The sequence below is a fragment of the Streptomyces sp. SID3343 genome (assembly GCF_009865215.1).
Lineage (GTDB): Bacteria > Actinomycetota > Actinomycetes > Streptomycetales > Streptomycetaceae > Embleya.
Genome location: NZ_WWJX01000499.1, coordinates 1 through 737, shown reverse-complemented (window position 1 = coordinate 737; position 737 = coordinate 1). Strand labels below are relative to the sequence as shown.

The 737-nt window shown below is 69.1% G+C and carries 1 protein-coding gene; it reads left to right on the top strand.

Annotation, left to right across the window (positions count from 1 at the left end; translation table 11 throughout):
* Window positions 1-15 precede the first annotated feature (15 nt).
* On the top strand, window positions 16-737 hold a 722-nt coding region (locus tag GT354_RS15545; RefSeq protein ID WP_202511933.1), incomplete at its 3' end, for a hypothetical protein.

Genomic DNA, 737 nt, shown 5'->3' with positions numbered 1-737 from the left:
GACACCGTCTACTCGATGCGCGCCGGCCGACAGCTCGACAAGGCCAAGGTGATCGAGGCCCAGGCCGCTGCGCAGGCCAAGCAGGCGGAATCGGCGTTTGCTCAGGCGGAAGCCGCTGCAAGGATCGCCACCGTTCAGCGCGAGATGGAGCGCACCACGCGGGACGGTGCTGAGCAGGACAAGGCTGCTGCCCGTGCTGCCCGGAACCTTCGTTGGCGCAAGCGGCTCGATGCGGTTCTCGTTCGCCGTGACTTTGTGATGGTCACGGTGATGATGGCCGCTTCGGTTGGCACGGCGTGGCCCGCGCAGATGTCGTTCTATCTCGCTCTCGGGATGCATCCCGCGCTTGCCGTGCTGGTGACGTCGATGTCCGAGGGCGCCGCGTGGGCGGGTGCGGCGATGGCGTCCAAGGCGATCGAGTCGGGTCGGCCGGCCGGTCTGTATCGGGCGATCACGTGGGGTTCGGCGCTCGCCGCCGCGGCCTTGAACGTGGCGCACACGATCCACCGGAGCGTTCCGCTCGCGGTCGTCCTGGGGATCGCGTCGATGCTCGGCGTGCTCCTGTGGGAGTCCTACGCGCACAGCCAAGCCGAGCACGCCGGCGGGAAGACGGGCGAGCAGTTGCGCGCCGAGTTGTACCGCACGGCCCGGTTCCGCAAAGTGAGTCGGCGCATGCGCGACCTGCTCGCGTCGGTGCCCGGATTGACGGAGGATGCGGCGTGGATCGTGGCGTGGCG